This is a genomic window from Allobosea sp. NPDC055594, from assembly GCF_053618995.1.
Window position 1 is genome coordinate 154,798 of record NZ_JBSHIO010000008.1, and the last position, 24,524, is coordinate 179,321.

Genomic DNA, 24,524 nt, shown 5'->3' on the forward strand with positions numbered 1-24,524 from the left:
CGGTCCTCGACAAGCCTATGCTTCGCCGACCGTCTCCAGCATGGCGCCCTCGAGCCCCTCGCGGGCGCTCTTCCCGGCCCAGACGACGAACTGGAAGGCCTGGAAATAGCGCTCGCAGGCATCGATCGCCGCCTTGATCATCCCGGCGGCCTGCTCCTCGGTCGGCTCGGCGCCGCCCGAGAGCAGCAGCGCATGGCGATACATCACCACGTTCTCATTGCTCCACAGGTCGAAATGGCCGAGCCAGAGCTGCTCGTTGACCAGACTCACCAGGTTCAGGACTTCGGTCCGACGCCGGTCCGGCACCCTCAGGTCGAAGGCGCAGGCGACATGGATCGACTCCACTTCCGAGAGCCAGGTGATGGCGACATGGTAGTCCGCCCAGCCGCCGGTGACGGCGACGGAGAGCTCGTCGTCGCTGTCGCGGTCGAAGCTCCAGTGGTTGAGGGCGGCAAGGCGTTCAATCAGATCGAGAGGATTGGAAGGCCGATCACTCTCGGCATCCAGATCAAGGTCCATCATGCCCAGGGTCCAACTGCCGGCGCCCTGCCCGCAAAGCAGGTCCGACGCGTTTGAGAACAGGAACACGGCGACTGGGAAAAGCGTAAGGCACACAACCCGACTGAACGACCGCGAGCGGCCGCCGGATCATCGGAAAGCTTCGCGAGACGAAGCCTGCCGACGAATCACCTCTCTTCATCGACGATAGCGCAGGCGGTCAACGTGCCCAACACGCTATCCAAGCTCGGCGGATTCGACCGTCGGCTCAATCCCCTCGCGGCGCTGTCCACAGCGCGAGACATGCGAGGGCAGCAGTTCAGTCCTTCGCGGACTTGCCCTCGAGCGCGGCGAGGCGGGCGGCGAGCTTCTCGTTCTCATCGCGCGCCAGCAGCGCCATCTCGCGCACCGCCTCGAATTCCTCACGGGTGACCACGTCCATGTCGCGCAAGAGCCGCTCGATCTGGGTCTTCACCACGGTCTCGACCTCCCGGCGTACGCCTTGCGCCGCCCCGGCGGCGTCGGTGGCCAGACGGGCGATGTCGTCGAGGATGCGGTTGCTGGTGCTGACCATGGCGGCCTCCGGCGCTGCGGCGCCCTGCGCGCCTTGAACCGGAGATATGGCGAAGGAGCGCGCCAGGCGCAATCGCGCGCTTCGGGACGCAGCGATTTCGTCGCGGACGACCGCTTCGAGCGACCGGCTCGCCAGCCCGTCGGGTCCGCGCTATCCATGTCCGACCAGCATCGCCGGACGGTTCCTGCCATGGCTCTGCACTTCTCGCCCGCCGAGTTCGCCCGCCGCCGCGATGCCCTGCTCGCCGCGATGGCGCGCGACCGGCTCGACGCCGCCTTCCTGTTCCAGCAGGAATCGATGTTCTGGCTCAGCGGCTACGACACCTTCGGCTTCTGCTTCTTCCAGTGCCTGGTGGTGAAGGCCGACGGCACCATGGCACTGCTGACTCGCTCGGCCGATCTGCGCCAGGCCCAGCACACCTCGAATCTCTCCGACATCCGGATCTGGAAGGATGGCCGCGACGCCGACCCGGCCCGCGATCTGCTGGAACTGGCGCGCGAGATGGGACTCGCCGGCAAGCGCATCGGCGTCGAGTTCGAATCCTACGGCCTCGTCGCCGCCAATGGCCGCAAGCTCGAAGCCGCCTTCGCCGGCATCGCCGAACTCGCCGATGCCTCTCTTCTGGTGACGCGACTGAGGGCGGTGAAATCGGCGGAGGAGATCGTCTATGTCCGCCGCGCCGCTTCCCTCTCCGACGCGGCCGACAAGGCGGCGCTCGACCTGATCCACGCCGGCGCCGACGAGGGCGAGATCCTCGCCGCCCAGCACAACGCGATCTTTTCGGGCGGAGGCGACTATCCCGCCAACGAGTTCATCATCGGCTCGGGCCGCGACGCCCTGCTCTGCCGCTACAAGAGCGGCCGCCGCAGGCTCGACGCCGACGACCAGATCACCCTCGAATTCGCCAGCGCCGACCGGCACTACCATGCCGCGATCATGCGCACGGTCGTGGTCGGCAGGCCGCGCCCGCTGCACATCCGCTATCACGAGGCGGCGAAAGCCGCGCTGCTCGCCTGCGAGACGGCGCTGAAGCCCGGCAATACGGCCGGCGACGTCTTCGCCGCCCATGCGAGCAGCTTCGACGCCCATGGCCTGTCGGGCCATCGGCTCAACGCCTGCGGCTACTCGCTCGGCGCCAAGTTCACCCCGTCCTGGATGGACTGGCCGATGTTCTACGAAGGCAATGACTGGGTGCTGGAGCCCGGCATGGTGATGTTCGCCCACATGATCCTGATGGATTCGCAAAGCGAGACCGCGATGTGTCTGGGCCGGACCTATCTCGTCAGCGAATCCGGCGCCGAAGCACTGAACCTGCCCGATCTCGATCTGGTTATGCGCTAGCCTCGGGGCCGGATATTCCACTTTACCGCGACATGATCTAGAACGGGCGAAGCAGGGAAGACCAAAGCAATCCGAGCCCGACAACAAACAGGGCGGGAGGCAATATGTCGAATTATCGTTCCGCCCCTCTCCTCGGGGCTATTGCCGCTGCCGCGCTTGCGCTCGCCGGCTGCCAGGAGACCACGACGGCAGCCCGCCCGCGGGTCGATGCGCCAGGCGTTCCCGTCTCCGTGCAGAGCATTTCCGGCGCGCCGGATCAGGTCACCACCGCCTTTGCCGGCCTGCTCGGCGAAGCCGCGGCCGAGCGCAGGATGGAGATCGTGCCTGGCGACAAGCCCGCCCGTTTCCGGGTCCGCGGCTATCTGACGGCGCAGCCCACTGCCGATGGCCAGACCGCGCTCGCCTTCGTCTGGGACGTCTATGATGAGACCAAGAAGCGGGCACAGCGCGTCCAGGGCGAGAGCATCGGCCGCGGCAGCGGTGGCAGCGATCCCTGGGCCGGCGTGAACCAGACCATCGTCGCCAAGGCCGCCTCCGATTCGATGGACGCGATCGCCGGCTTCCTGACCACGGCGCCCGCGGCGGAAGCCAAGCCGAACGCACGCGAGGCCACCCGCACCGCCCAGGCGGCGCCGGAGAAGCGCCGCTGACCTTAGGTCGCCGGCAGAACGCCCGAGGCCGATCGGCCACAGAGCGCGTGCAAACGTAAATTTGCACGCGGAACGCCCGCGTCTTTTGTCGACTCGGCGTCATCGCACTGTTATGAGCCGCTCCAATCTGAACCGCCCCGCGGGCGGCCATTCCCGTCTGCGTTTCTGGTGCGCTCGGTATGAATTCCTCGATCAAAGTCGTCGCCGGCAACTCCAACCGGCCGCTTGCGGAGGCGATCTGCGCCTCGCTCGGTATCCCGCTCGCCAAGGCTTCCGTGCGGCGCTTCGCCGACATGGAGGTCTTCGTCGAGATCCAGGAGAACGTCCGCGGCCAGGATGTCTTCGTCATCCAGTCGACCTCGTTCCCGACCAATGACCACCTGATGGAGCTGCTGATCATCACCGACGCCCTGCGCCGCTCCTCGGCCCGGCGCATCACGGCGGTGATCCCCTATTTCGGCTATGCGCGGCAGGACCGGCGCGCCTCGGGCCGCACCCCGATCTCGGCCAAGCTCGTCGCCAATCTGATCACCCATGCCGGCGTCGACCGGGTGCTGACGCTCGACCTGCATGCCGGCCAGATCCAGGGCTTCTTCGATATCCCGACCGACAACCTGTTCGGCGCCCCGCTGATGGCGCGCGACATCAAGGACCGGCTCGACTGGAAGAACGCCATGGTCGTCTCGCCGGATGTCGGCGGCGTCGTGCGCGCCCGCGCCCTCGCCAAGCGCATCGATGCGCCGCTCGCCATCGTCGACAAGCGGCGCGACCGGCCGGGCGAGTCGGAGGTGATGAACATCATCGGCACGGTCGCCGGCCGTTCCTGCATCCTGCTCGACGATATCGTCGATTCCGGCGGCACGCTCTGCAATGCCGCCGAGGCGCTGCTCGAACAGGGCGCGAAGGAAGTCTACGCCTACATCACCCATGGCGTGCTCTCCGGCGGCGCCGTGGCGCGCATCGCCAATTCCAAGCTCAAGGAACTGGTGATCACCGATTCGATCATGCCGACCGAGGCGGTGAAGGTCGCGCGCAACATTCGCGTCATCTCCATCGCCAATCTGATGGGCGAGGCGATCGAACGCACCGCGAGCGAGACCAGCGTCTCCAGCCTGTTCGACTGAACGGCAGAGCGCCCCTTTGAAGTCATCGCTCGGAAACGCAGCGTCATCCCAGGCGACCGAAGGTCGACCCGGGACAACGCTGCGGCCGTGACGACTGGAATGCCATGAGCAATTCCCGCGCCCTCGTCCTCTTCTCGGGCGGCCAGGATTCGACCGTCGCCCTCGCCTGGGCGCTGGAGCGCTTCGCCGCCGTCGAGACGGTCGGCTTCGACTACGGCCAGCGCCATCGCATCGAGCTGGAAGCCCGGCTGACGATCAGAGACAAGCTGCCCGCGCTCGACGAAACCTATGCCGAGCGCCTCGGCCCCGATCATCTGCTCGACCTGACGACGCTGGGCAAGATCTCGGACACCGCCCTGACCAGCGAGAGCGAGATCGCCTTCGCCGAGAGCGGCTTGCCGACGACCTTCGTGCCCGGCCGCAACCTGATCTTCCTCTCCTTCGCCGCCGCCCTCGCCTATCGCCGCGATTGCCGGCACATCGTGCTCGGCGTCTGCGAAACCGATTATTCCGGCTATCCCGACTGCCGCGACGACACCATCAAGGCGATGCAGGTCGCGCTCGGCCTCGGGCTCGACCGCAGGCTGGTGCTGCATACGCCCCTGATGTGGCGCGACAAGGCCCAGACCTTCGCGCTCGCGCGCCGGCTCGGCGGCCAGGCCCTGCTCGATCTGGTGGTCGAGGACAGCCATAGCTGCTATCTCGGCGACCGGAGCAGGCGGCACGCCTGGGGCTATGGCTGCGGCCACTGCCCCGCCTGCGATTTGCGCTCCAGGGGGTTCGCGGCTTATCAGACGGCTCCAGACGACAGCGGACCGAGTTATGACGACTGACCGGCAACGACGCATCGAAGGGCTGATCGCCCTCGTTCTCTTCGGGCTGAGCATTCCGGCAGCGAATTGGCTGATCGGCAATGTCGGTACCGCCTGCGTGCCGAACGGGCCCTGCCTGGTGCCGGTCGCCCCGGGCGTCATGGCGCCGAGCGGCGTCCTGATGGTCGGGCTCGCGCTCGTGCTGCGCGACATCGTCCAGCGTCGGCTGGGCGCGAAGGCGGCGCTGATCGCGATCGCCGTGGGCGCCCTGCTCTCCGGGCTGCTCGCGCCGCCGGCCATCGTCATCGCCTCGATGGCGGCCTTCCTGCTGTCGGAGCTGACCGACTTCGCCGTGTACACCCCGCTTCAGCGCCGCAACTTCGTGGCGGCGGTAGCCGCATCCGGCCTCATCGGCCTGGTCGTCGACAGCATCGTCTTCCTGCAGCTGGCGTTCGGCAGCCTCGATTTCATCGGCGGTCAGATCATCGGCAAGGCCTGGATGGTGCTGCTGGCTCTGCCGCTGATGCACTGGTTGCGCCGGCGCGACGAGCGGCTTGGCCTGGCACCGGCCTGAGCGCATTTTCCCGACAATTCGAGGCAACGACGCAACCAGAGGTTCATGCCCTTGCGGCATGATCGCCAGATCGTGCTCGTCGCTGCCCCGAGGCTTGTTTGGACTCCGTCGAACGTCTCCAGTCCCTGCAGAATGCAACCCTGGAGGCGATCGCGCGCGGCGAGCAGCTGGCGGCTATCATGCTGTCGCTGTGCCTACGGGTCGAAGCCATCGCCCCCGACATCGTCTGCTCAGTCGTCGCCGCCGATGCCGAGCGGAGGCTGCAGCCGCTGGCCGCACCGAGCCTGCCTGCGAGCTACTCCGACGCGCTTCGGGGTGCTCCGTCCGGACCACGGGCCGGCTCCTGCGGAACCGCGATCCATCGCGGCTGCGCCGTCGAGGTCACGGACATCGCGACCGATCCGCTCTGGCAGGGCTATGAGCATCTCGTGCTGCCGCTTGGCCTGCGAGCCTGCTGGTCGAGCCCGATCAAGGCCCGCGACGGCCGCGTGGTCGGCAGCTTCGCCTTCTACTACCGCAGCAGGCGCGGCCCGGACGCGCTGGAGCGCAGGATCGTCGCGACCTGCGTCCATCTCTGCGCCATCGCGATCGAGCATGACGAGGTCAGGGCGCGCAATCATCAGCTCGCCTATTTCGACAGCCTGACCGGCCTGCCGAACCGGGCGCAGTTCAACGACGCCATCGCCCGCATGACCGCCAGCGCCGAACCACGCTTTGCCCTGCTGCTGATCGACATCGACCATCTCAAGGCGGTCAACGACACGATGGGGCACGCCACCGGCGACCGGCTGATCGAGACGGTCGCAGCCAGGCTGGCGCAGATCGCCGGCACCGCCTTCCGCATCGGCGGCGACGAATTCGCCGTGCTGCTGCCGGATTGCGGCCAGACTGCGCAGCTCCGCTCGGCCGCCAACGGCATTCTCGCCGCCATGCCGGCGCCTTTCGACTACGCCGGCAACACCATCATCCCGAGCGTCACCATCGGCGCCGCCCTGGCGGGAGCCGACGGCTCTGACAGCGTCACCCTGCGCCAGAACGCCGATTTCGCGCTCTATCACGCCAAGGAGACCCGCCGCGGCCGCTATGTCAGGTTCAAATACGGCCTGCGCACGACGATGATGCGGCGCGTGCAGATCGTTCAGGCGGTCGGCGACGCCCTTGCAGGCGGACGCGTCCTGCCGCACTACCAGCCGGTCGTCCGCCTCGACACCGGAGAGGTCTCAGGCGTCGAGGCGCTGGCCCGGATGCGGCTCGACGATGGCCGCATCGTCGCCGCCGGCGAGTTCCATGAGGCGATGCTCGATCCCAAGATCGCCTACCGGATCTCGGGCCAGATGCTTGCGGCGGTCACGGCCGACATGGCCAACTGGCGGCGCGCCGGGCTCGATCTGCGCCATGTCGGCATCAATTTCACGACGGCGGACTTCCAGAAGGGCGACCTCGTCCAGCGCATCACCCGCGCCTGCGAGCGCGCCCAGCTGCCACTCGACAACCTCGTCGTCGAGATCACCGAACAGGTCATCATGGGAGGCCGGCGCGACGGCGTGGCCCGCACCATGGAAGCGCTGCGCGAGCGCGGCATCCAGGTCGCGCTCGACGATTTCGGTACCGGCTTCGCCTCGCTGACGCATCTGCTCGACTTTCCGGTCGACATCATCAAGATCGACCGCTCCTTCATCGGCGGCATCGAGGCGGGCGCGCGCAGCAGCGTCATCGTCGAAGCACTGGTCGGCATCGCCAACCGGCTCCGCGTCAAGATCGTCGCGGAAGGCATCGAGACGTCCGAGCAGTTCGCACGCCTGCGCGCCATGGGCTGTGACCTCGGCCAGGGCTACCTCTTCTCCCGGGCCGTTGCCGCCGAGGATGTGCCCGACCTCATCCGCGAGCTGTGCCCGCGCAAGCCGGCGCCGCGGAGTCCGACGCACGCCGCGACGGCTGCCTGAGCCGGAAGGGGTTGAGATCATCCGGTATTTCGCCTATGAGCCTGCCTGCGCTCCACTGACACCCTTGGAGGCAGGAGCGCGAATCGAGACGGCCGCCATCAGGCGGCCTTGTCATTTGCAAAGGACTAGATCCATGACCGCTGTGAAGCAGATTCAGGCTTCGGCGCGCGCTCAGGTCGGCAAGGGGGCCGCCCGGGCAGTTCGTCGTCAGGGCCTCACCCCCGCCGTCATCTACGGCGCCGGCGAAGCCCCTCAGGCCATCGCGCTCAATGCCAACCAGACCCGCCTGATGATCTATGCGGGCCACTTCCTGACCACGCTGCTCGAGATCGACGTCGACGGCAAGAAGACCCGCGTCATCCCGCGTGACTACCAGCTCGACCCGGTCCGCGACACCCCGCTGCATGTCGACTTCCTGCGCGTCGCCGCCGGCCAGACCATCAAGGTCCAGGTCCCCGTGCACGTCGTCGGCCAGGAGGACAGCCCTGGCCTGAAGAACGGCGGGACCATGCAGATCGTCGAGCACACCGTCGAGATCGACGTCGCTCCCGAGAGCATCCCGGACTTCCTCGAAGTCTCGGTCGCTGGCCTCGAGGTCGGCGACACCCTCCACAGCAACGACATCAAGCTGCCGGCCGGCGTCTCGCTGACCTCGCGTGACAACCTCACGCTGGTCACGATCGTGCCGCCGACGGTCGATGCCGAGGCCGAAGCGGCTGCCGAGACGGAAGCCGCCAAGGCCTGATCAGGGCCGTTTCGCCATACGGGGCGACTACCGTCAGACGGCCGGGCTCGCCCGGCCGTTTTCTTTTGGCAGATGCTGGAGAGCAGGAATGCTGATCTTCGCCGGCCTCGGCAATCCGGGCACGCGCTATGCGCGCAACCGCCACAATATCGGCTTCATGGCGGTCGACGAGATCGCCCGTGCCTGCCGCGCCGCGCCCTGGCGCGTGCGCTTCCAGGGCCAGGCCAGCGAAGCCACGATCGGCAACGAAAAGGTCCTGCTGCTCAAGCCGCAGACCTATATGAACGAGTCCGGCCGGGCCATCGGCGAGGCGGCGCGCTTCTACAAGGTCGCGCCGGCCGACGTAATCGTCTTCCATGACGAGCTCGACCTTGCGCCGGCCAAGCTGCGGATCAAGCTCGGCGGCGGCAATGCCGGGCATAACGGGCTGCGCTCGACCACGGCCGCGATTGGAAACGAGTATCGCCGCGTGCGCATGGGCATCGGCCATCCCGGCGACAAGGCCCTCGTCCACGCCTATGTGCTGAACGATTTCGGCAAGGCGGAGGAGCCCTGGGTCGAGGATCTCTGCTCAGCCTGCGCCGATAATGCCGCCCTGCTCGCCGCCCATGACGATACCGGCTTCCAGAACAAGGTCCATCTCTTCATGGAGGCACGCGGCCATGGCGCGGTAAAGCGCCTCGGCGAGAAGGCCGACTGAGCGGGGGCGGGCGCTGCCGGGAGCTTTCGACACCCAGAGCGCCACGCCATGCAGTTTCACACCGGCCACCTTTCCGGCCTGCCATCTTGTATTTTTGCGGCCGGGCACCAATAACGCCCCTGAGAAACCAATAATTCGACAGCAGCCGCCGAAGCGCGGCCGCCACTGACGAGCGAGCGAAAATGGGCTTCAAATGCGGTATCGTCGGCCTGCCGAATGTCGGCAAGTCGACCCTGTTCAACGCGCTGACGCAGACCGCGGCGGCCCAGGCGGCAAACTATCCCTTCTGCACGATCGAGCCGAATGTCGGCGATGTCGCGGTTCCCGATGACCGGCTGGAGAAGCTCGCCGCCATCGCCGGCTCGAAGGAGATCATCCCGACCCGGCTGACCTTCGTCGACATCGCCGGGCTGGTCCGCGGTGCCTCGCGTGGCGAAGGCCTCGGCAACCAGTTCCTCGCCAATATCCGCGAATGCGACGCCATCGCCCATGTCGTGCGCTGTTTCGAGGATGGCGACATCACCCATGTCGAAGGCAAGATCTCGCCGATCGACGATATCGAGACCATCGAGACCGAGCTGATGCTGGCCGACCTCGAAAGCCTCGAGAAGCGCGTGCAGCCGCTGGAGAAGAAGGCCAAGTCCGGCGACAAGGAGGCCAAGGAAGCGGCCGAGCTGATGAACCGCTGCCTCACTTTGCTGCGTGACGGCAAGCCGGCCCGCCTGGTTCAGGTCGCCGCCGAGGAGCGCAAGGCCTTCGCCATGCTCGGCCTGCTCTCCTCCAAGCCCGTGCTCTATGTCTGCAATGTCGAGGAGGCGAGCGCCGACAAGGGCAATGCCTTCTCCGAGCTGGTCAAGGCGCGCGCCGCCGAGGAAGGCGCGGTCGCCGTCGTCGTCTCCGCCAAGATCGAGAGCGAGATCGCGGTGCTGCCGCAGGCCGACCAGAAGGACTATCTCGACGCGGTCGGCCTCGAGGAGCCCGGCCTCAACCGGGTGATCCGGGCCGGCTACGCCCTGCTCAACCTCGTCACCTATTTCACCGTCGGCCCCAAGGAGGCACGCGCCTGGACGATCGAGGACGGCACCAAGGGCCCGGCCGCAGCCGGCGTCATCCATACCGATTTCGAGAAGGGCTATATCCGGGCCGAGACCATCGCCTTTGACGACTACATCGCCCACAAGGGCGAGGCAGGCGCGCGCGAGGCCGGCAAGTTCCGGCTCGAAGGCAAGGAATATGTCGTCGCCGACGGCGACGTGCTGCATTTCCGCTTCGCCAACTGAGCCCGGCGCGATGCGGTATTTCGAGGATTTCGCCGCCGGTCAGGTCATCGAGACGGAGAAGCTCGAAATCACGCAGGCCGACCTCGTCGCCTTCGCCTCGCGCTTCGACGCCCAGGACTTCCATACCGATCCGGAAGCGGCGAAAGGCAGCTTCGTCGGCGGCCTGATCGCGTCGGGCTGGCACAGCTGTGCCCTGCTGATGCGTCTGATCACCGAAAGCTTCATTCTCGAATCGACCTCGATGGGCTCGCCCGGCATCGAGGAGGTGAAGTGGCTGCGCCCGATCCGGCCTCAGGACCGGCTCTCGGCCCGGCACACCATCCTGGAGACGCGCGAATCCCGCTCCCGGCCGGAGATGGGCCTCGTCCGCTTCCGCTGCGAGCTGCTGAACCAGGACGACAAGCCCGCCCTGGAGCAGACCTACTGGATCATGTTCGGCCGCCGCGGCTCCGGCTTCGAGACGCCGGCAGGCGACTGGTTGGCGCATTCGCGCAGCTATCTCGCCCCCGGCCGGACCAGCGAGGTCGAGCCGGCTGCCGGCCCGGCGATCCCCGCCCGTTTCTTCGACGACCTCGTCCTCGACGAGAGCCACGAGCTCGGCAGCCTTGTCTTCACGCCGGACGAGATCGTCGCCTTCGCCCGTTCCTTCGACCCGCAGCCCTTCCATATGGACGAGGCGGCGGCCCGCAACAGCTCCTTCGGCGCACTTTGCGCCTCCGGCTGGCACACGGCCGCAGGCTGGATGGCCGCGATGGTCGTCCACCGCCGCCGCCAGGAGGCCGCGTTCAGGGCCGCCTTAGGAGCCGGAAGCCCGCCGCGCCTCGGCCCCTCCCCCGGCTTCAAGAATCTGCGCTGGCTGAAGCCGGTCTATGCCGGCGACCGCATCACCTATCACTCCAGGATCGTCGACAAGCGCGCCAGCGCTTCGCGGCCGCAATGGGGGCTGTTCTTCCACCACAATACCGGCGTCAACCAGAACGGCGAGACCGTATTCAGCTTCGAAGGCTGCGCCTTCGTCGAGCGCCGCAGCTGATCAGCTGGCGGCGCGCCTCGGGCCGAGCGGCCCGCCCGCCGTCTCGATCCGGTCACGGCCATTGCGCTTGGCCGCATAGAGCGCCTCGTCCGCCTGGGCGTGCAGGCCGGTACCGTCGAGCGGCCCCTGCCCGGCTCCGAGCCCGATCGAGACCGTCACCGCCGTCAGCTCGGGATGCAGCTTCTGCCAGCACACCTGGTCGAGCGCGCGGCGAATGGCTCCGGCGATGTCATGCGCGGCCTCCAGGCGCTGTCCGGCGAGCAGAACACCGAATTCCTCACCGCCGATCCGCGCCACCAGCGCCGAGACCGGGGCGACCTGGTCGGCGACGACCTTCGCGATCATCCGCAGGCAGGCATCTCCGACCAGATGGCCGAAACGGTCATTGATCGACTTGAAGTGGTCGGCATCGATCATCATCAGCGAGACCGGCTGCGCCAGCGCGACCGCCTCCGCCAAGCGCGCGACGAAGCGGCGCCGGTTGGCAAGCCCCGTCAACCCATCCGTCTCGGCCAGCTCCGCCAGCGCGGCATTGGCCCGGCGCAGTGCCTCCTGGGCCTCCAGCAGTTCCATCTGCTGGCGCTTGGCGACGGTGATGTCGGCATGGGTGAAGAAACTGAGGCCGCCGGCGCTGTGCCGTGCGATCAGCCTGAGCCAGCGCTGGCCCGGCAGCTCGATCTCGAAGGGCACCCCGTCATAACGCAGCCCGTTGCTGATGGCAGCGCGCCAGGCACCGACCGGCGGGAAGCCCGACCAGCAGCGGACAATGATCTCGTCGAGCTTGCGCCCCACCACCGCCGCGCCGCGCGGCAGGCCGTAGAGGCGGCGGAAGGCATTGTTGGCCGCGATGATCCGCTCATTCGCATCGAGGATCGTCGCGCCATCGGGAATGAAGGGCAGCGCGTCGATCAGCGGCAGCGTCATCTCGGGCGCCGTCTCGGCCTGGCTGTCGACATCGAGTCGCTGCCACAGGCGCACACGCCCGCCATCCGGCGCCTGCAGCGAGGCGGCGCGCAGGCGCCGCCCGTTATGGATGAACTCGAAAGGTTGCGTCTGATTCTCGTGGCGCGCGACCCCTTCCGCCACATGCCGGTCGATATCCGGCAGCTCCTCGGGCGGCAGACGGCGCCGGTAGAAGCGCAGCAGATTGTCGGCATAGGGCTCGCCGACATAGATCTCGCCCTCATCCTCTGGGAAGAACTGCAGGAAGGTGCCGTTCCAGCCTAGAGCCCGCATATCGGCATCGTATTCGCAGGCCCCGATACCGAGGGCGTCGAGCGAATCGAGCAGATAGCGCGAGAGCTTCATGCCCCTTGATTAGAGAAGAGGCCTTAACAAGCAGTAAGATGCGCCCTTAAGATCATCCGACCTTTCCGTAACCCGCGAACTTCGCCGAGACCCGCTCCATCTCGGCCGCATCGAGAATCACCGGTTCGAGCCCGGACGCGAGCAGGTCGAGATATTGCCCCGCGAGGTTCTCGACCTCGGCGACGATGGTGTGGGCGCCAGCAAGGCTGCCACCGAGCGCGATCACCCCGTGATTGGCGAGCAGCACCGCCTTGCGGCCCTCCAGCCCCTTCACCGCATTCGCCGCCAGTTCAGGCGTGCCGAAGGTGGCGTATTCGGCACAGCGCACATCGGCCCCGCCGCAGAGCGCGATCATGTAATGGAAGGCCGGAATGCCGCGACGAGCGCTGGCGAGCGCGGTCGCGCGCGGCGAATGCGTATGAACGATCGCCTGCGCATCCGGGCGCGCCTTGTAGATCTCGGTATGGAACGGCCATTCCGAGGAGGGCTTGCCCGCTCCGGAGAGCACGGTACCGTCCAGCGTCAAATGGAGCAGATCCTGCGGCTTGGTCTTCGCATAGGGCAGACCAGACGGCGTGATCAGCAGCCCGCCTTCGAAGCGGGCCGAGACATTGCCCGATTTCGACGGGCAGAATCCGGCACGGTCGATCGCCTGCGCCACCTCGACGATCCCTTGGCGAAGTTCAGTCTCGGTCATTTCACGCGCTCCTGCGCCAATTCGGGGAAAAGCCGGCTCAGCCCCTCGAAGCTCGCCGGCGCGACGCCGCGCTCGGTGACGAGGCCGGTGACGAGCCGGGCCGGCGTAACGTCGAAGGCCGGGTTGGCCGCCGGGCTACCCGGCGCCGTGACCTGGAAGAGCCCCGGACGGCCATCGGCGCCCAGTCCGCGCAGATGCGTGACCTCGCCGGCCGCGCGTTCCTCGATCGGGATCTCGGCGAGCCCGTCGCTGAGCGACCAGTCGATCGTCGGCGAGGGCAGCGCGACATAGAACGGCACGCCGTTGTCATGCGCGGCCAGCGCCTTGAGATAGGTGCCGATCTTGTTGGCGACATCGCCGGTCGCCGTCGTCCGGTCGGTGCCGACGATCACCATATCGACCTCGCCATGCTGCATCAGATGGCCGCCGGCATTATCGGAGATCACCGTATGCGGCACGCCATGCGCTCCAAGCTCATAGGCGCTCAGCGCCGCGCCCTGATTGCGCGGCCGTGTCTCGTCGACCCAGACATGCACCGGGATGCCCGCATCATGCGCGAGATAGATCGGCGCCAGCGCCGTGCCCCAGTCGACGGTGGCGAGCCAGCCGGCATTGCAATGCGTCAGGATATTGATCCGCTCGCCGGCCGGCTTGCCCGCCGCGATGGCGCGGATCAGCCCGAGGCCATGCTCGCCGATGGCACGGCAGAGCGCGACATCCTCGTCGCAGATCGCTGCGGCCTCGGCATAGGCGGCCGCGACGCGCTCCGTCTCCGGCATGTCGATCAGCCGCGTCCGCATCCGCGCCAGCGCCCAGTGCAGGTTGACCGCGGTCGGACGCGTCGCCCCCAGCAAAGCGAGCGCCTGTTCCAGCGCGGCATCCGAGCTATCGCCCCGCAGGGCGAGCGCCACACCATAGGCGGCGGTCGCACCGATCAGCGGGGCGCCCCGCACGATCATGTCGCGGATCGCTGCAGCCGCCTCCCCGACCTGCGTCAGCCGGACCGTCTCGAAGCTGAAAGGCAGCCTGGTCTGGTCGATGACCACGACGCTCCAGCCATCCTCGCCCAGCCAGATCGTGCGATAGGCTTTTCCAGCGATCTTCATGCCCGCCTCAATGCCCTTCGAAGGAGACCAGTGTGCGCACCGGCACGCCGAGACGGCGGACCTTGTCGGCACCGCCGAGATCCGGCAGGTCGACAATGAAGCAGGCGGCCACGACCTCCGCTCCCAGCGAGGAGAGCAGCTTGACCGCGCCCTCCGCCGTGCCGCCGGTCGCGACGAGATCGTCGACGAGCAGCACGCGCTCGCCCGGCCGGACCGCGTCCTTGTGGACCTCGATCTCGTCGCTGCCATACTCCAGCGAATAGGGCATGCTCACGGTCTGGTGCGGCAGCTTGCCCTTCTTGCGCACCGGCACGAAGCCGGCCGAGAGCTGGTGCGCCACCGCTCCGCCGAGAATGAAGCCGCGCGCCTCGATGCCGGCGATCTTGGCGATCTTCAGCCCGGCGAAGGGCTGCACCAACTCGTCGACCGCCCGCCGGAAGGCGCGCGCATCACCGAGCAGCGTTGTAATGTCTCGGAACAGGATTCCCGGCCTGGGATAGTCGGGTATGGTCCGGATCGCGTTCTTGAGATCGGCAAAAAGGGTCCGGTCCATCGGGTCTTCCATCGGCTGCGCTGCCTCCTCTTAGAGCAGGAGGCGAAGCGGTGGGAACCTGTTTCCGCATGAGCCCCGCCCTGCTCGTCCGTGTGAGACGAATCCGGCCGCGCGTGCACCTGAGGCAGGCGGAACTCAGCCGAGCGGCCGCAGCACCCGCCCCGCCACGGCATCGAGCTTGGCGAGCAAAGCGGGGTCGCGGAACGCCGGCGCCGTGATCAGAGCGAAGTCGAGCGCCTTGTCCGAGCCGACGGGACAGGGCTGACGTTCGGCCGGAAAATCCGCGGCGAGCCGCGCCACCAGCCGGCGCGCCTTGTCGGCGTTCTCGTGCAGCACCGCGATCACCGAGGCGACGTCGACCGCGCCGTGCTCCTCGTGCCAGCAATCGTAATCGGTCACCATCGCGACGGTCGCATAGGTGATCTCGGCCTCGCGGGCGAGCTTGGCCTCGGGCATCGCCGTCATGCCGATCAGATCGTAGCCGAGGCCTTTATAGGTCAGCGATTCCGCATAGGTCGAGAATTGCGGGCCTTCCATGGTGACGAGCGTGCCGCCATCGACGAAAGGCAGCGCCTCGGCTCGCGCCGCATCGGCTATCCGCTGGCGCAGCGCCGGGCCGACGGGATGCGCCAGCGAGACATGGGCGACGCAGCCCCGGCCGAAGAACGAGTTCTGACGTCCGGCCGTGCGGTCGACGAACTGGTCGACCAGCACGAACAGGCCGGGATAGAGCTCGGCCTTGTAGGAGCCGCAGGCCGAGAGCGAGACCAGATCGGTGACTCCGGCGCGCTTCAGCACGTCGATATTGGCGCGATAGTTGATCTCGGAGGGCGGGATCGCATGGCCGCGGCCATGGCGCGGCAGGAAGACGATCTTCGTCTGTCCCATCCGCCCGATGCGGAGCACATCGGAAGGCTCGCCCCAGGGGCTGTCGATGCGCTCCTCGCGCAGATCGGTCAGCCCCGGCAGGTCGTAAATGCCCGACCCACCGATGATTCCCAGAACCGCTTCAGCCATGTCCGCTCTCCGATGCTTGCCGGATAAGGATCGAGATTCGTGACAGCCGCAACACGGCGGCGCGTTCGAGCAAACGCGTCGTCCCGGGCGGTGGAGCCGCGCCGTCATTCCGGGCTGGCCGCTTCGCGGCGCCCAGGAATGACCGAAGCCCCCAATAACAAAAAGGGCCCCGTCGCCGGGGCCCTTTTCAACTCAGGTCTCGCTCAGTGCGACGAGGCGTGCTCGGGCAGGCGCGACCAGACCTTCTTCTTGGTGTAGTAGAGCAGGCCCGCGAAGATGATCAGGAACAGCATGACCTGCATGCCGATGCGCTTGCGCGCCTCGAGATGCGGCTCGGCAGTCCAGACCAGGAAGGCCGAGACGTCCTTGGCGTATTGCGCCACCGTCTCCGGCACCTGCGGCTTGCCGTCCGGACCCTTCGGATACTCTACCTGGCCGTCATTGAGCGGCTGCGGCATCGCGATCAGATGGCCGGGCATATAGGTGTTGAAGTACTGGCCCGGCAGCAGCGGCGCGTGGCCGGCCGGCGGCTCGGTATAGCCCCGCAGCAGCGCCGTGATGTAGTCCGGTCCCTGCTCCTGGTACTGCGTGAAGATGTCGAAGATGAACCAGGGGAAGCCGCGCTCATAGGTACGCGCCTTGGCCAGGACCGAGAGGTCCGGCGGAAAGGCGCCGCCGCTCGCGGCGCGGGCCGCCTGCTCGTTCGGGAAGGGCGCCGGGAAGGCGTCCGCCGCCCGGCCGGGCCGCTCGAACATCTCGCCCGCATCGTTCGGGCCGTCCTTGATCTGGTAGGTCTGGGCCAGCGCCGCGACCTGCGAGGCGGTGAAGCCCGGGCCGCCCGGCTGCGACAGGTTGCGGAACCGGATCAGGTTCATCGAGTGGCAGCTGGCGCAGACTTCCTTGACGACCTTGAAGCCGCGCTGGAGCTGGGCCTGATCGAACCTGCCGAAGGGACCGGAGAAGGACCAGGTCTCGGCCGGCGGCTTGATGCGGTCGCCGGCGCCGAAGGCCGGGCCGGCCAGCGCCATGACGGCGAGGCCAGCTGCGATCGTGAGACGGAAAGGGATCATGCGCATGGTCTCATCAACCCTTGGCGTTCGGTTCGGAGGCGGTGGCTGCACCGAGGCGCGCGCCGGAGCCACTCTTGATGTTTTCCAGCACCGAGTCCGCGATGGAAGCCGGCAGGGGCCGCGGCCGCTCGAAGATGCCGATCAGAGCCAGCGCGACGAAGTAGCCGAAATAGAGAACGGTGAAGATCTGCGAGGCGATGACGTAGCCGCCTTCCGCCGGCATGGCGCCGAGATAGCCGAGCGCGATGCAGACCACGAGGAACGCCCAGAAGAACTGACGGGCGATCGGACGATAGGTCATCGACTTGATCTTCGAGGTGTCGATCCAGGGCAGGAAGGCGAGGACGACGATGGCCGCACCCATGGCGAGAACGCCGCCGAGCTTGTCCGGGATGGCGCGCAGGATCGCGTAGAAGGGCAGGAAATACCATTCCGGCACGATGTGGGCAGGCGTCGCCGCCGGGTTCGCCGGGATGTAGTTGTCGGCGTGACCCATGAAGTTCGGCTGGTAGAACACGAAATAGGCGAACACGAAGATGAAGCAGACCATGCCGAACAGGTCCTTGATCGTCGCGTAGGGCGTGAACGGCACCGTGTCCTTGGCGACGTTCTTCACCTCGACACCGGTCGGGTTGTTCTGGCCGACATGGTGGAGCGCCCAGACGTGCAGGATCACCACGCCGAAGATCATGAACGGCAGGAGATAGTGCAGCGAGAAGAAGCGGTTCAGCGTCGGGTTGTCGACCGAGTAGCCGCCCCACAGGAAGGTTACGATCGTCTCGCCGATCACCGGCAGGGCCGAGAACAGGTTGGTGATGACGGTCGCGCCCCAGAAGGACATCTGGCCCCAGGGCAGGACGTAGCCCATGAAGGCGGTGGCCATCATCAGCAGGAAGATCACGACGCCGAGGATCCAGAGGACCTCGCGCGGCGCCTTGTACGAGCCGTAATAGAGGCCACGGAAGATGTGGATGTAGACGGCGACGAAGAACATCGAGGCGCCGTTGGAGTGCAGGTAGCGCAGCAGCCAGCCATAGTTCACGTCGCGCATGATGTGCTCGACGGAGTTGAAGGCCATGCTGGCATGCGGGGTGTAGTGCATCACCAGGATGATGCCGGTGACGATCTGCGCCACCAGCATGAACATCAGGATGCCGCCGAAGGTCCAGAGATAGTTGAGGTTGCGCGGCACCGGATAGGACACCGCCGAATCGTGCATCAGCCGCACGATCGGCAGGCGCGCGTCGAGCCAACGCTCGATACCCGTCTTCGGTTGATAGGTGCTGTGACCGCTCATGCTGCTTGCCTCAAGCTCTCTCAAATCCGCTGAATGCCGTCCTCGCCCGATTACGCAGGCTCAGCCGATCCTGATCTTGGCGTCCGCCGTGAATGCGTAGGGCGGGACCGGAAGATTGAGCGGCGCAGGCCCCTTCCGGATGCGGCCCGACGAATCGTAATGCGAGCCGTGGCAGGGGCAGAACCAGCCATCGTAATCGCCCTTGTTGTCGCCGGGCGCATTGCCGAGCGGCACGCAGCCGAGATGGGTGCAGTTGCCGTAGACCACGAGGAACTGCTCATGGCCTTCCTTGACCCGGGCCTGGTCGGTCTGCGGATCGGGCAGGGTCGCGACGTTGACCGCGCGCGCCTCGTCGATCTCCTTCTTGGTGCGGTGACGCACGAAGATCAGCTTGCCGCGCCAGAACAGCTTGATCGCCTGGCCTTCCGCGATCGGCGAAAGGTCGAGGTCGATCGGTGCGCCGGCGGCGACAGTCTGCGCGTCGGGGGCGAGCTGGCTGATCAGCGGCACCAGCACGGCGCCGGCTCCAACAATGCCTGCAGCCCCGGTCGCCAGCATCAGGAAGTCGCGGCGGGTGGTCTCGGTGCCTGTCGTCTCGGTCGCGTGCGCCACGATCCAGTTCCCTACTCGGCCGCCGGCCCTGCCGGCTCAAACAAAATGTCAGGCGCCCGCAATGCGAACGCCAGCCTCGGCCGCCGTGAGGCAGCTTGTCGGCTCGGGGCTCTTTGGCATGCAGTTTTGATGAAGTCTACTGTCGCGCTCGCCGCAGCCCGTCGCATTGCAGCATCTCTGCTGTGCGGCTGGGTCAGGCCGGAATTTCGTCGCTGTCCGCCAGCGCCAGGAAGCCGCCCGACTGGCGCGCCCAGAGCCGGGCATAGAGGCCGCCGCGCGCGACGAGCTCGGCATGGCTGCCGCTGTCGACGATTCTGCCCTTGTCGAGCACGATCAGCCGGTCGAGCGCCGCGATCGTCGAAAGCCGGTGGGCGATCGCGATCACCGTCTTGCCTTCCATCAACGTGGCGAGCTGGGCCTGGATCTCGGCCTCGACCTCCGAATCGAGGGCCGAAGTCGCCTCGTCAAGGATCAGGATCGGTGCATCCTTGAGCAGCACGCGGGCGATCGCGATGCGCTGGCGCTGACCGCCGGACAGCTTGACGCCGCGCTCTCCGACCCGCGATTCGAAGCCTTTGCGCCCGTCCTGATCAGTCAGGCCGAGCACGAAGTCATGGGCGGCGGCGCGCCGGGCGGCCTCGGCGATCTCGGCCTGCGTCGCGCCGATCTTGCCATAGGCGATGTTGTCGCCGATCGAGCGGTGCAGCAGCGAATTATCCTGCGTCACCATGCCGATCTGGGCCCGCAGCGATTCCTGCGTGACCCCGGCGATGTCCTGCCCGTCGATTAGGATGCGGCCGCTTTCCAGCGGGTAGAGTCGCAGCAGGAGGTTGACCAGGGTCGACTTGCCGGCACCCGACGGCCCGACCAGACCGACCTTCTCGCCTGGGCCGATCGCGAGGTCGAGATCCTCGAACAGCCCCGTCTTGCGGCCATAGTTGAAGCGGACGTGCTCGAAGTGCACGGCGCCTTGAGTAACAGCCAGCGGCTTTGCGTCCGGCGCGTCGCTGAGATCGTGCGGCTTGGCGATCGTCTCCATGCTCTCCTGCACCGAGCCGATGTTCTCGAAGATGCCGCGCACGAGGTGGATCAGCCAGGTCGACATCTGGACGAGGCGCAGGACGAGACCGATTGACGCAGCCACCGCGCCGGGGGTCATTTCGCCCTGGCTCCACAGCATCAGGCACAGCCAGGCCGTCACCACGACGAGCAGGCTGTTCATGGTCTGCAGGATGACGCTGACCCCGGTGATCAGCCGCGACAGGTTGAGGAAGGAATCGTTCCAGCGCGTCAGCGAATCGCGCACCGCCGAGCGCTCGGCATCGGCGCGGGCGAAGAGCTTGACCGTGAGGATATTCGAGTAGGCATCGACGATGCGCCCGGTCGTGGTCGAGCGGCCGAGCGAGTTCGCCTCCGAGCGCTTCTTGGCGCGCGGCACGAAATAGACCAGCAGCGCGACATAGGCCGCGAGCCAGACGATCACCGGCAAAGCGAGCCAGAGGCTGGTCGAGCCGAAGAAGCCGATCGCGACCGAGGCGAAGATCAGCGCGTACCAGAGATCGTCGATCACCTCGATGGTGGCGCCGCGAATGGCCTGGCCGGCCTGGATCACCCGCGCGGAGAGCCGGCCCGCGAAATCGTTCTGGAAATAGGAGAGCGCGTGGCCGAGCGTGTAGACATGGTTGCGCCAGCGGATCTGGTTGGTGATCTGCGGCACCACGACCTGGTCGACGATGGCGTGGTTGGCGAAATAGATCAGCGGCCGCACCACGACGACGAGGAAGGCCGCGCCGGCGAGCAGCCAGCCATGCTCGCGGAACACCGTCTGCGGCGACTGCGTCGTCAGCAGGTCGACGAACCAGCCGACCATCAGATACATCGCCGCCTCGATGCCGGAAAAGCCGAGGCCGGTCAGCATGATCAGCGCCATCCAGCCCTTCACGCCCTTGATGTGGTGCCACATGAAGGGGAAGACGCCGCGCGGCGGCGTACGGGTCTCGTCGAAGGGCTCGAAGACGTCGACGCGGCTTTCGAGGAACCGGAACAGCGGGGCGAACATGGAACCGCCCTCCTCGGACCGGCATGCTGGTGATGATGACGCCCTGCTATATGGGCCGCATGACAGCCGAGGGCCAGAGCATGGCCACACCGCAACTTGACGCCCGCCGCGCGCCGGCCGCATGACGCAGGCCATGTTGCGCCTTGCCCTCTACCAGCCCGACATCCCGCAGAACGCCGGCACGATGATCCGCATGGCGGCCTGCCTCGGCATCGCCGTCGACATCGTCGAGCCGGCCTCCTTCGACGTCTCGGACCGCAATTTCCGCCGCTCGGGCATGGACTATCTCGAGCGCGCCGCGATCACGCGGCATATTTCCTTCGGCGCCTTCGAGAATTGGCGCCGCCAGGCCGGCCACCGCCTCGTGCTGGCCGAGACAGACGGCGCGACCGCCCATACCGAATTCGCCTTCCAGCCGGGCGATATCGTCCTGGTCGGGCGCGAATCGGCCGGTGTCCTGCCCGAGGTCGCGGCGGCGGCCGAGGCCAGCGTGCATGTGCCGATGCGCCCGGGCTTGCGTTCGCTCAATGTCGCGATCGCTGCCGCACTGGTAGTTGGCGAGGCCTTGCGGCAGCTTGGCGGCTATTCCGGCCCGGCGGCCTGACGCGTTCAAACGAGTAGAGACATGCACAAGCAAGAGATCGCGAGCCAAAGCTTCGACCCTGCGACCGTGGAGGCGCTGAAGCCGCGTGCCGCCGCCTGGTTCGAGAGCCTGCGCGACCGCATCTGCGCCGCCTTCGAGGCGCTTGAGGACGAGGCCGTCGGCCCCTATCCGCCGGAGACCGCGACGCCCGGCCGCTTCGTCCGCACCCCCTGGCAGCGTCGCAACCATGACGGCGCGCCCGGCGGTGGTGGCGTGATGTCATTGATGAGCGGCCGCGTCTTCGAGAAGGTCGGCGTCCACGTCTCGACCGTGCATGGCACCTTCGCGCCGGAATTCGCCGGCCAGATCCCGGGGTCGGCCGAGGATCCGCGCTTTCATGCGACCGGCATCTCGCTGATCGCCCATCCCTGGAATCCGCACGCGCCGACCGTGCACATGAACACCCGCTTCGTCGTGACGACCAAGCCCTGGTTCGGCGGCGGCGCCGACCTGACGCCGGTGCTGGTGCGCCGCCGCGAGCAGGACGACCCGGACGCGCAGGCCTTCCACGCCGCGATGCGGGCGCCTTGCGAGGCCCATGCCGGCGTCGCCGACTATGCCCGCTTCAAGGCCTGGTGCGACGAATACTTCTTCCTGAAGCATCGCAACGAGCCGCGCGGCATCGGCGGCATCTTCTACGATTATGTCTGGAGCGGCGAGCCGGAGGCCGACCTCGCCTTCACCCGCGCCGTCGGCGAGGCCTTCCTCGACATCTACCCGAAGATCATGCGCGCCAATCTCGGCACGCCCTGGACCGAGGCCGACCGGCATGAGCAGCAGGTCCGCCGCGGCCGCTATGTCGAGTTCAACCTGCTCCACGACCGCGGCACGATCTTCGGCCTGAAGACCGGCGGCAATGTCGATTCGATCCTATCCTCGCTGCCGCCTACGGTGCGCTGGCCGTGAAGCCATGGGTCCGCATGCGGCGCGATCTGGCGATACCTGTACCGGCTCCGACCTGGCCTGCGGGATATCGCCTCGCGCCGTTCGCGATCGCCGACCTGCCGGCGCTTCATGAACTGCTGACGCTTGGCTACGGCCTCGGTGGCAGCCATGTCCCTCCATTCGAGGATTGGCGGGCCGCCCTCCTGGCCGATAGCGATTTCGATCCGGCCCTGGTCTTCGTCGTCCGCGGCACCGGCGATGCCGTCGCCGCGATCTGCCTGTGCTGGAGCTCGGCCTTCATCAAGGACCTCGTGGTCCATCCCTCGGCGCGACGGCAGGGTCTCGGGGAGGCCCTCCTCCGACTGGTCTTCACCACCTTCGCCGCCCGCGGCGCCGATGCCGTCAATCTCAAGGTCGAGCTCGACAATCCGACCGGTGCGAGGCGGCTTTACGAACGCGCGGGGATGAAGGAGGTCGCCTGAGCACCGGGCCGTTCCAAGACCTGCCGGTCAGCCATTCGCCCCAGCGGCGGCCTCGCCCAGCATCCGCGATTGCGCCTCCCGCCCCGCCGGACAGCCCGCCTCGATCCAGGCCTCGCGCGCCGCCTCGAGCACCTGTCCGACCTTCGGGCCGGCTGCGACACCGAGCGCCAGCACCTCCTTGCCGGTCGGCAGGAAAGGCGGCGTCCGAGCCAGTTCGGCGATCCGCGCTTGAATTTCAGTCGATGCGCCGTCGGGGCCCAGCAGCACCAGCCCGCCCGCGACGGCATCGGCTCCGATGCGGTGAGCCAGGCGGCGTAGGCTCGCGATCTCCGGCAGCGCGCCCTTGCCGGACAGCGCCTCCAGCACCGCGGCGATGCTTGAAATCCGCTCGAACTCGGCATTCGACAGCCGCAGCCGCTCGCGCAGCCGGAGCGTATCCTCGGTAATCGAGACCGCCAGCGCCGCCAGCCGGAAGGCCGGGTAGACGCCCTCCCCCGCCTCCCCGGCGATCGCTGCGAAGCGCGAGAGGCGGGGCACGCCGCCGATCACCGGCATCAGCAGCCCGGCGCCTGCCATCGCCTGCAGGGTTTCTGCAGCACGCGGCGCGGCCAGCAGCTTGCGCAGCTCCGCCCAGACCCGCTCGCGCGACAGCCCCTCCAGTCCCGCGCGCCCGGCGATGCAGGCATCGAGCGCCACGCGATCCGGCTCGCCGACACCGTAGCGGGCATGGAAACGGAAGAAGCGCAGGATGCGCAGGTAATCCTCCGCGATGCGTTGCCCCGCCGCGCCGATGAAACGCACCTTTCGCAGCGAAAGATCGGCGAGCCCGTCGGCATAGTCGTGCAGCCCGCCCCCCGCATCGAGGCCGAGCGCGTTGATGGTGAAATCGCGCCTGAGCGCGTCCTGCCGGAAATCGCGGCCGAAGGCGACGACGGCACGGCGCCCATCGGTCTCGACATCGCGGCGCAGCGTCGTGACCTCGAAAGGCATGCCGGCGACGACGACGGTGATCGTGCCGTGCTCGATCCCGGTCGGCACCGGCTTGAAGCCGGCCGCCTTGGCGCGGCGCACGGTTTCCTCCGGCAGCGCCGTTGTCGCGACGTCGATATCGGCCACCTCTTCGCCGATCAGCGCATTGCGCACCGCGCCGCCGACGATGCGCGCCTCCTCGCCGTCCCGGTTCAGCGTCGCCATCAGCGCCGCGACCTCCTCCTGCGCCAGCAGCGGCGCGAGGCGGCCGCGCTCAGAGCTTGTCATTGAACTGGCCCGGCACCAATCGGCCGTCCTCGACATGCGGCGGCACGAAGGCACCGGTATGCCGCGGCGCGACGATACCGGCATAGATGAAGGAGCCGATGCCGAAGACGAGCCCGACCACCGAGAGCCAGAACAGATGGCCGCTCCAATGCTCGACATCGAACGGATTACGCCGCCGGATCACGAGATAGCCCGCGAACAGGCAGAAAGGCAGGACGAAGAGCAGGAACTCCTCGATCAGCGTGCGCAGCATCAGGCGTGACC

At 67.4% G+C, this 24,524-nt stretch carries 26 protein-coding genes; 13 read left to right on the forward strand and 13 right to left on the reverse strand.

The annotated features are described in order from the left end of the window. Positions 1-15 precede the first annotated feature (15 nt). Both ACWGRX_RS17655 and ACWGRX_RS17660 read right to left on the reverse strand, forming a co-directional pair. A complete protein-coding gene (locus tag ACWGRX_RS17655) occupies positions 16-522 on the reverse strand; it encodes a type III secretion system chaperone family protein (protein WP_291633345.1) in 507 nt (168 codons plus the stop codon). Positions 523-817: 295 nt separating this feature from the next. Continuing rightward, the gene (locus ACWGRX_RS17660) at positions 818-1,072 is read right to left on the reverse strand and encodes an accessory factor UbiK family protein (RefSeq protein ID WP_291633343.1); all 255 of its coding nucleotides are present in this window, start codon (positions 1,070-1,072) and stop codon (positions 818-820) included. Between the two features lie 189 nt (positions 1,073-1,261). On the opposite strand from ACWGRX_RS17660, the gene ACWGRX_RS17665 reads away from it, so the two are divergent. The 10 genes from ACWGRX_RS17665 to ACWGRX_RS17710 all read left to right on the forward strand — a co-directional run bounded on the left by ACWGRX_RS17665 (position 1,262) and on the right by ACWGRX_RS17710 (position 11,274). Continuing rightward, the gene (locus tag ACWGRX_RS17665; protein ID WP_452118603.1) at positions 1,262-2,413 is read left to right on the forward strand and encodes a M24 family metallopeptidase; all 1,152 of its coding nucleotides are present in this window, start codon (positions 1,262-1,264) and stop codon (positions 2,411-2,413) included. Positions 2,414-2,517: 104 nt separating this feature from the next. After that, positions 2,518-3,063 carry a hypothetical protein gene (locus ACWGRX_RS17670; RefSeq protein WP_452118604.1) on the forward strand — a complete coding sequence of 182 codons (546 nt, stop codon included), beginning with the start codon at positions 2,518-2,520 and terminating at the stop codon, positions 3,061-3,063. 179 nt (positions 3,064-3,242) lie between these two features. After that, a complete protein-coding gene (locus ACWGRX_RS17675) occupies positions 3,243-4,187 on the forward strand; it encodes a ribose-phosphate pyrophosphokinase (RefSeq protein ID WP_452118605.1) in 945 nt (314 codons plus the stop codon). A 104-nt stretch (positions 4,188-4,291) separates the two neighbouring features. Further along, entirely contained in the window at positions 4,292-5,020 is a 729-nt protein-coding gene (gene queC / locus ACWGRX_RS17680; protein WP_452118606.1) for a 7-cyano-7-deazaguanine synthase QueC, read from the forward strand. Continuing rightward, entirely contained in the window at positions 5,010-5,573 is a 564-nt protein-coding gene (locus tag ACWGRX_RS17685) for a VUT family protein (protein WP_452118607.1), read from the forward strand. The genes queC and ACWGRX_RS17685 overlap by 11 nt, the downstream gene beginning before the upstream one ends. Positions 5,574-5,671: 98 nt before the next feature. Further along, positions 5,672-7,516 carry a putative bifunctional diguanylate cyclase/phosphodiesterase gene (locus tag ACWGRX_RS17690; RefSeq protein ID WP_452118608.1) on the forward strand — a complete coding sequence of 615 codons (1,845 nt, stop codon included), beginning with the start codon at positions 5,672-5,674 and terminating at the stop codon, positions 7,514-7,516. A 133-nt stretch (positions 7,517-7,649) separates the two neighbouring features. After that, positions 7,650-8,261: a 50S ribosomal protein L25/general stress protein Ctc gene (locus ACWGRX_RS17695; RefSeq protein WP_291633328.1), complete on the forward strand. Its 612-nt coding sequence runs from the start codon at positions 7,650-7,652 to the stop codon at positions 8,259-8,261. Between the two features lie 88 nt (positions 8,262-8,349). Further along, the gene (pth, locus tag ACWGRX_RS17700) at positions 8,350-8,961 is read left to right on the forward strand and encodes an aminoacyl-tRNA hydrolase (protein WP_291647258.1); all 612 of its coding nucleotides are present in this window, start codon (positions 8,350-8,352) and stop codon (positions 8,959-8,961) included. A 182-nt stretch (positions 8,962-9,143) separates the two neighbouring features. After that, on the forward strand, positions 9,144-10,241 hold the full coding sequence (gene ychF, locus ACWGRX_RS17705; RefSeq protein WP_452118609.1) for a redox-regulated ATPase YchF: 1,098 nt from the start codon (positions 9,144-9,146) through the stop codon (positions 10,239-10,241). 10 nt (positions 10,242-10,251) lie between these two features. Then, positions 10,252-11,274 carry a MaoC family dehydratase gene (locus ACWGRX_RS17710; RefSeq protein WP_452118610.1) on the forward strand — a complete coding sequence of 341 codons (1,023 nt, stop codon included), beginning with the start codon at positions 10,252-10,254 and terminating at the stop codon, positions 11,272-11,274. Here ACWGRX_RS17710 and ACWGRX_RS17715 read toward each other — a convergent pair whose 3' ends face one another. From ACWGRX_RS17715 to ACWGRX_RS17755, 9 genes are all read right to left on the reverse strand, one after another. Continuing rightward, a complete protein-coding gene (locus ACWGRX_RS17715) occupies positions 11,275-12,582 on the reverse strand; it encodes a GGDEF domain-containing protein (RefSeq protein WP_291647256.1) in 1,308 nt (435 codons plus the stop codon). A gap of 52 nt (positions 12,583-12,634) precedes the next feature. After that, positions 12,635-13,279, reverse strand: a complete 645-nt coding sequence (locus ACWGRX_RS17720) for a class II aldolase/adducin family protein (RefSeq protein WP_291633317.1) — start codon at positions 13,277-13,279, stop codon at positions 12,635-12,637. After that, positions 13,276-14,385 (reverse strand): S-methyl-5-thioribose-1-phosphate isomerase, encoded by a 1,110-nt coding sequence (mtnA, locus tag ACWGRX_RS17725; RefSeq protein WP_452118611.1) that lies wholly within the window; start codon positions 14,383-14,385, stop codon positions 13,276-13,278. Before mtnA ends, ACWGRX_RS17720 begins: the two co-directional genes overlap by 4 nt. A 7-nt stretch (positions 14,386-14,392) precedes the next feature. After that, entirely contained in the window at positions 14,393-14,938 is a 546-nt protein-coding gene (locus ACWGRX_RS17730; RefSeq protein ID WP_291633313.1) for an adenine phosphoribosyltransferase, read from the reverse strand. A gap of 135 nt (positions 14,939-15,073) precedes the next feature. Next, positions 15,074-15,955: an S-methyl-5'-thioadenosine phosphorylase gene (locus ACWGRX_RS17735; RefSeq protein WP_291633311.1), complete on the reverse strand. Its 882-nt coding sequence runs from the start codon at positions 15,953-15,955 to the stop codon at positions 15,074-15,076. 203 nt (positions 15,956-16,158) lie between these two features. Beyond that, entirely contained in the window at positions 16,159-17,025 is an 867-nt protein-coding gene (locus tag ACWGRX_RS17740) for a cytochrome c1 (protein WP_452118612.1), read from the reverse strand. A 13-nt stretch (positions 17,026-17,038) separates the two neighbouring features. Further along, positions 17,039-18,322, reverse strand: a complete 1,284-nt coding sequence (locus tag ACWGRX_RS17745) for a cytochrome b (RefSeq protein ID WP_291633307.1) — start codon at positions 18,320-18,322, stop codon at positions 17,039-17,041. Positions 18,323-18,382: 60 nt separating this feature from the next. Then, the gene (gene petA, locus ACWGRX_RS17750) at positions 18,383-18,934 is read right to left on the reverse strand and encodes a ubiquinol-cytochrome c reductase iron-sulfur subunit (RefSeq protein ID WP_291633305.1); all 552 of its coding nucleotides are present in this window, start codon (positions 18,932-18,934) and stop codon (positions 18,383-18,385) included. Between the two features lie 193 nt (positions 18,935-19,127). Further along, complete coding sequence (locus ACWGRX_RS17755; RefSeq protein WP_452118613.1) at positions 19,128-20,993, reverse strand: ABC transporter ATP-binding protein; 1,866 nt, start codon at positions 20,991-20,993, stop codon at positions 19,128-19,130. Positions 20,994-21,126: 133 nt separating this feature from the next. Here ACWGRX_RS17755 and ACWGRX_RS17760 point away from each other — a divergent pair, with 133 nt between their 5' ends. The 3 genes from ACWGRX_RS17760 to ACWGRX_RS17770 are packed head-to-tail and all read left to right on the forward strand — an operon-like array spanning position 21,127 to position 23,003. Continuing rightward, positions 21,127-21,597 carry a tRNA (cytidine(34)-2'-O)-methyltransferase gene (locus ACWGRX_RS17760; RefSeq protein WP_452118614.1) on the forward strand — a complete coding sequence of 157 codons (471 nt, stop codon included), beginning with the start codon at positions 21,127-21,129 and terminating at the stop codon, positions 21,595-21,597. A gap of 21 nt (positions 21,598-21,618) precedes the next feature. Then, entirely contained in the window at positions 21,619-22,542 is a 924-nt protein-coding gene (hemF, locus tag ACWGRX_RS17765) for an oxygen-dependent coproporphyrinogen oxidase (protein WP_452118615.1), read from the forward strand. A 14-nt stretch (positions 22,543-22,556) separates the two neighbouring features. Then, complete coding sequence (locus tag ACWGRX_RS17770; RefSeq protein ID WP_452118616.1) at positions 22,557-23,003, forward strand: GNAT family N-acetyltransferase; 447 nt, start codon at positions 22,557-22,559, stop codon at positions 23,001-23,003. A 27-nt stretch (positions 23,004-23,030) separates the two neighbouring features. Here the strand turns inward: ACWGRX_RS17770 and ACWGRX_RS17775 are convergent, their stop codons facing one another. Then, positions 23,031-24,260 (reverse strand): CCA tRNA nucleotidyltransferase, encoded by a 1,230-nt coding sequence (locus ACWGRX_RS17775; protein ID WP_452118617.1) that lies wholly within the window; start codon positions 24,258-24,260, stop codon positions 23,031-23,033. After that, entirely contained in the window at positions 24,247-24,513 is a 267-nt protein-coding gene (locus tag ACWGRX_RS17780) for a DUF6111 family protein (protein ID WP_452118618.1), read from the reverse strand. The genes ACWGRX_RS17775 and ACWGRX_RS17780 overlap by 14 nt, the downstream gene beginning before the upstream one ends. Positions 24,514-24,524: the final 11 nt, after the last annotated feature.